The sequence below is a fragment of the Corallococcus llansteffanensis genome, from assembly GCF_003612055.1.
Lineage (GTDB): Bacteria > Myxococcota > Myxococcia > Myxococcales > Myxococcaceae > Corallococcus > Corallococcus llansteffanensis.
In genome coordinates, this window is the sequence record NZ_RAWB01000662.1 from 1 (window position 1) to 5,031 (window position 5,031).

The 5,031-nt window shown below is 70.5% G+C and carries 4 protein-coding genes and 1 pseudogene; all 5 read left to right on the forward strand.

Going from position 1 to position 5,031, the window contains the following annotated elements:
• A pseudogene (locus D7V93_RS37565) lies at positions 1-532 on the forward strand (serine/threonine-protein kinase); the annotation flags it as partial.
• On the forward strand, positions 529-1,521 hold the full coding sequence (locus D7V93_RS37570) for a tetratricopeptide repeat protein (RefSeq protein WP_120647907.1): 993 nt from the start codon (positions 529-531) through the stop codon (positions 1,519-1,521). The pseudogene D7V93_RS37565 and the gene D7V93_RS37570, both read left to right, overlap by 4 nt.
• 19 nt (positions 1,522-1,540) lie before the next feature.
• Positions 1,541-3,439 carry a sigma 54-interacting transcriptional regulator gene (locus D7V93_RS37575; protein ID WP_120647908.1) on the forward strand — a complete coding sequence of 633 codons (1,899 nt, stop codon included), beginning with the start codon at positions 1,541-1,543 and terminating at the stop codon, positions 3,437-3,439.
• 14 nt (positions 3,440-3,453) lie between these two features.
• Positions 3,454-4,047: a hypothetical protein gene (locus D7V93_RS37580; protein ID WP_120647909.1), complete on the forward strand. Its 594-nt coding sequence runs from the start codon at positions 3,454-3,456 to the stop codon at positions 4,045-4,047.
• Positions 4,044-4,976: a hypothetical protein gene (locus D7V93_RS37585; RefSeq protein WP_120647910.1), complete on the forward strand. Its 933-nt coding sequence runs from the start codon at positions 4,044-4,046 to the stop codon at positions 4,974-4,976. The genes D7V93_RS37580 and D7V93_RS37585 overlap by 4 nt, the downstream gene beginning before the upstream one ends.
• The last annotated feature ends 55 nt before the right edge of the window (positions 4,977-5,031 follow it).

The window sequence follows — 5,031 nt, forward strand, 5'->3', positions numbered from 1 at the left end:
GCGCCCCGGACAGCGCCCCCTGGTCGTCGCCAGCGTCGAGCCCCAGGACGACGCGTCCAAGCACCCGCGCAACGGCCGACTCCCCGTGTCCATCCTCGTGCGCCCCTACGGCTCCATCCGCGTGGACGGCGGCCCGGCCAGCGCGCAGCAGCTCGCGCAGCACGACGTGCACCTGTCCCCGGGCCCGCACACCATCACCGTCTCGTGCGGCTACTGCGAGGACGCGACGGAGACCGTCGACGTGAAGTCCGAGGGCGAGAACGTCTTCCGCCTGCGCGCCCTCCTCAAGCCCTCGCAGCTCACGCTCGACTACCAGCCGCCCGACGCCACCGTGCGCGTGGGCGACGTGGAGCGCACCGCGCACGACAGCGTCCAGCAGCCCTTCGACATCCGCTCGCCGCGCGGTCCCGCCAGCTTCCAGCACCGCGTGGAGGTGGAGATCTCCTCGCCCGGGTACAAGACGGAGAAGCGCGTCGTGCTGGTGGAGCCGGGCAAGGCCACCACCCTTCGCGGGAGCCTGCGCCCCGAATGAGCCGAGGCCCGCTGCTCCTCGTGTCGCTGGTGCTGGCCCTGCTGGGCCCCGCGGCCGTGCGCGCGCAGCCTGCGCCCAGCGCGGATCCGGAGGTCGCCGCCCTGCGCTCCGGCTTCGAGTACGGCAAGTACGCCGAGGTGCTGGAGCGCGCCGGCCAGCGCATCGACCGCGGCGACCTGCCCGAAGAGGACCTCGTGGAGCTGCACAAGCTCGCGGGCCTGTCCGCCTTCAACCTGAACCGCACCGACGAGGCGGAGCGCCACCTGCGCGCCGTGCTCCGGTTGGATCCCGACTTCAGCCTGGACCCCTTCGTCGTCCCGCCCCCGGCCGTCGCCTTCTTCGACGACCTGAAGAACCAGATGGCCGGCGAGCGCGACTTCCTCCGCCAGGAGCAGCGCCTGCGGCTGGAGCGTGAGAAGACGGAGGCCGAGCGCCGGGAACAGGAGCGCGTCGCCCTGGAGACCCAGCGCCGCCGCGCCGAGGAGCTGGCCCGTCAGGTGACGGTGCGCACCGTGGAGAAGCGCAACTTCCTGGTCAACTTCGTCCCGTTCGGCGCCGGCCAGTTCCAGCAGGGCCGCAACAGCATGGGCATCGTCTTCGCGGCCACCGAGGGCGCGCTCGCCGTCACCAGCATCATCGCCTTCTTCGCGTACGACTCGCTCTTCGAGGAGCGCCTCGTCAACCTGGACAACGTCCTGGACGCGGACGGGCTCGCGGCCATCCCGGTGCGCTACATCCCCACCGACCGCGCCCGGCAGGCGGACACCTGGCAGCTGCTCAAGCTCGCGTCCGCCACCGGCTTCTACACCGTGTACACGCTGGGCGTGGTGGACGCCGTCTACCACCACGAGGACCAGGTGGTGAGCAGCACCACCGTGGAGTCCCGCCCGGAACCGACGCCTCCCGCCGTCTCCAGCACCCCTCCCCCGCGCCTGCGGCTCTACTCCACCCACGGTGGCCTGGGCGCCGGTCTCACCCTCACGTTCTAGCCCCGGAAGCGCTCCGCTCATGGCCAGCCTCACCGTCCGCACCCCCGATGGAAAGGTCCGCACGGTCTCCCTGCTCAAGCGCATCACCAGCCTGGGGCGGGGATCCGACAACGACGTGCCCCTGGAGGACACCAACGTGCCTCCCAGCGCCCTGCACGTCACCTTCGACGGCACCCGCTACGAGGTGGGCAGCCTGGGCGCCACCTTCCACGTCAACGGCAAGCGGCGCGACAACCACGCGCTGTCCACCGGCGACGTGGTGAAGGTGGGCGCCACCGAGCTGACCTTCTCCCGTGAGGACGCCCCCCGCGAGCCCGTGCGCCGCGAGCTCCCCGAAGCCGGCGCGTCGTTCGCGTCCCCCGTCGCTGGCTCGTCCGACTCGCACACGTCGGAATTGCCCGGGGTCGCGGGCCGGGAGCTGGTGCTGCTCAAGCGGCTCACCGCGTTCAGCGAGCGGCTCTTCGGCAGCTACGACGTGGACCGCATCCTGGAGAGCCTGCTGGACGAGGCCATCGAGGTGACGCGCGCCGACAAGGGCTTCCTCATCCTGATGGACAGCGGCGAGCCGCGCATGAAGGCGGCGCGCAACGTGGCGCGCGAGAACATCGAGGACGCGGTGGAGAAGCTGTCCGACTCCATCATCGCCAAGGTGGTCAAGGACCAGAAGGCCATCATCGTCGCGGACGCGCTGGACACCCCGGAGTTCAAGGCCAGCGAGTCGGTGGTCAACCTCAAGGTCCACTCCGTCATGTGCGTGCCCGTGATGCACAAGGGCGACCTGTTCGGCGTGCTCTACGTGGGCAACGACCGGCTGGTGAACCGCTTCGAGCCCAAGAGCCTGGACATGCTCACCGTGTTCGCGGCGCAGGCGTCCCTGCTCCTGCAGAACGCGATGCTGGTCAACGACCTCAAGCTCGACAACACGGAGCTCAGGCGCAAGCTGGAGGACCAGCGCTACGGCGACATCGTGGGCGCGTGTCCCGGCATGCGGGACGTGTACAAGCGCATCGACAAGATCGCCCCCACGGACATCTCCGTCCTCATCACCGGCGAGACGGGCACCGGCAAGGAGCTCATCGCGCGGGAGATCCACCGCCGCTCGCCGCGCACCAAGGGGCCCTTCATCACGGTGAACTGCGGCGCCATCCCGGAGAACCTGCTGGAGAGCGAGCTGTTCGGCCACGCCAAGGGCGCCTTCACGGGCGCGGTGGCGACGAAGCCCGGCAAGTTCCAGGCGGCCATCGGCGGCACCCTCTTCCTGGACGAGATTGGCGAGATGCCGCTCCAGCTCCAGGTGAAGCTCTTGCGCGCGCTCCAGGAGAAGGTCGTCTACAAGGTCGGTGAGAACCGCGGCGAGCCGGTGGACATCCGCGTGGTGGCCGCGACGAACAAGATCCTGGAGGAGGAGGTCAAGCGCAACGCGTTCCGCGAGGACCTCTACTACCGCCTCAACGTCGTCACCGTGAAGCTGCCGCCCCTGCGCGAGCGCGGTGAGGACATCGTGTTGCTGAGCCAGGTGTTCATCAAGAAGTACGCGCGCGAGTTCAACTCCAAGGCGCGCGGCTTCACGCCCGCCGCCGCCGTGTCGATGAAGAAGTACGGCTGGCCCGGCAACATCCGCGAGCTGGAGAACCGCCTCAAGAAGGCGGTGGTGCTGGCGGACAAGCCGCTGTTGGGCCCGGACGACCTGGACCTCAAGCCGGAGAACCTGGAGCCCATCATGCCGCTCATCCAGGCCAAGGAAGAGTTCCAGAAGCGTTACATCAACGAGGTCCTGGCCCGGAACAACGGCAACCGCACCAAGACGGCCAAGGACCTGGGCGTGGATCCGCGCACCATCTTCCGCCACCTGGAGAAGCTGGAGGCGGAGAAGACGGGGCGTCCCCTGCCCCCCGAGGAGAACGAAGAACTGCTGTAGGCTTCCACCACGCCATGCACCCCCACGCGACGCGACAGCCCCGAGGCATCCTCCAGCGGCTGGTGGCGGGCCTGGGCCTCGCCGCGCTCGCGGCGGGCTCCGGGTGCCTCATCCCCCAGGATGAAGCACTGCTGGAGGCCGTGCCGGAGTTCAAGAACCGGCCGCCGCGCATCGTGGAGGAGCAGGTGGAGCCCTCCGAGCGAATCCTGCGCGCCTTCGGCGTGGGCTCCTGCACGCAGGACTTCAGCGTGGTGGTGGACGATCCGGACGTGGACGACCGCATCACGGTGGAGTGGTACGTGGACTACAACCCGTCCAACCCCGAGGGCTACTACCGGCAGATCGTCCTCGCCAACAGCAGCACCGGACAGGTGCGGCGCGACGACCGGGGCACGCTGCACATGGACCTGCGCTCGGCAAACAACCCGCTGAGCGCGCCGGGCATCCACCTGGTGGAGGCGCTGGTGACGGACCGGAGCCTCTACCAGCGTCAGGTGGAGCCGCCCGACGAGGTGATCCTGCCCGACGACGCAGGCACCGTGAAGAACCCGGGCTTCGTCACCTCGTACTCGTGGGTGGTGAACACGGTGCCGGGGGACTGTCAGTGAGGCGCGCGCTCCGGACCCTCGCCCTGTCGCTCTGGGTGTCGGGCGCGGGGTGTGCCTTCTTCGAAGAGGACGCGCCGCCGGATCAGCTCGTGTGCCGCTCCGACGCGGAGTGCGCCGCGGGCCAGGTGTGCTTCGTGGATGGCTGCGGCAACCCCGGCGGCGACATCGTCGTGGAGGTGCAGGCCCACCCCAAGGCGGGCATGCACGCGCAGGACTTCCCGGTGGACCGGCTGCGCGCGGAGCAGAACCTGGAGCTGTTCGACCCCGTGCGCCTCAGGGGCCGCGTGTCGCGAGGCACGGTGCCCGCCGTCGACGGGGGCACGGTGCCCGCCGCCTACCGCGCGCCCATCCACCTGCTCGCCACCGGCGAAAGCCACCTCATCCCGGGCGTCGCGCGCCGCTACGAGACGACGCTCGTCCCGGACGACGGCGCGTGGATGCTGCCCGTGGGCACCGGCGACTACACGGTGACGCTCACCCCCGTGGATCCGGGCCTGCCGCCGCTGCTGGGCACCGCCACGGTGGAGCCGGCCACCGGCGGCGCGGTGGCGTTCGAGCTGCCCACCGCGTCGCGGCTCGTGACGCTCACGGGGACGCTGGTGCGGCAGGGCACGCAGCAGGTGGACGCGGACGTGGAGGTGCAGGCGCTGGATGAATCGCTGCGGCCCCTGTCCCAGCGCGTGCGCGTCGCCAGGGACACGGGCGCGTTCCAACTGGTGCTCAGCGCCGAGGACGCCGAGCGCCCCACCGTGCTCCTGCGCGCGGCGCCGCTGAACGCCGGGGACCTGGTGCCGCGCAAGACGTTCGTCGTGTCGCCCTCGGCCGGCACCACGGGGCCGCTGGAGTTGGGCGACCCGGGCGCGCCGGCCTGCGCCACGGTCTCCATGCGCCAGCAGCTCGTGAAGAGCGTGCCCTCCGTGGGGCCGTAGCAGGCCGTCACGGGGATGCGCAGCGACTCCAGCACCTTCTGGACGTGCGGGGGCG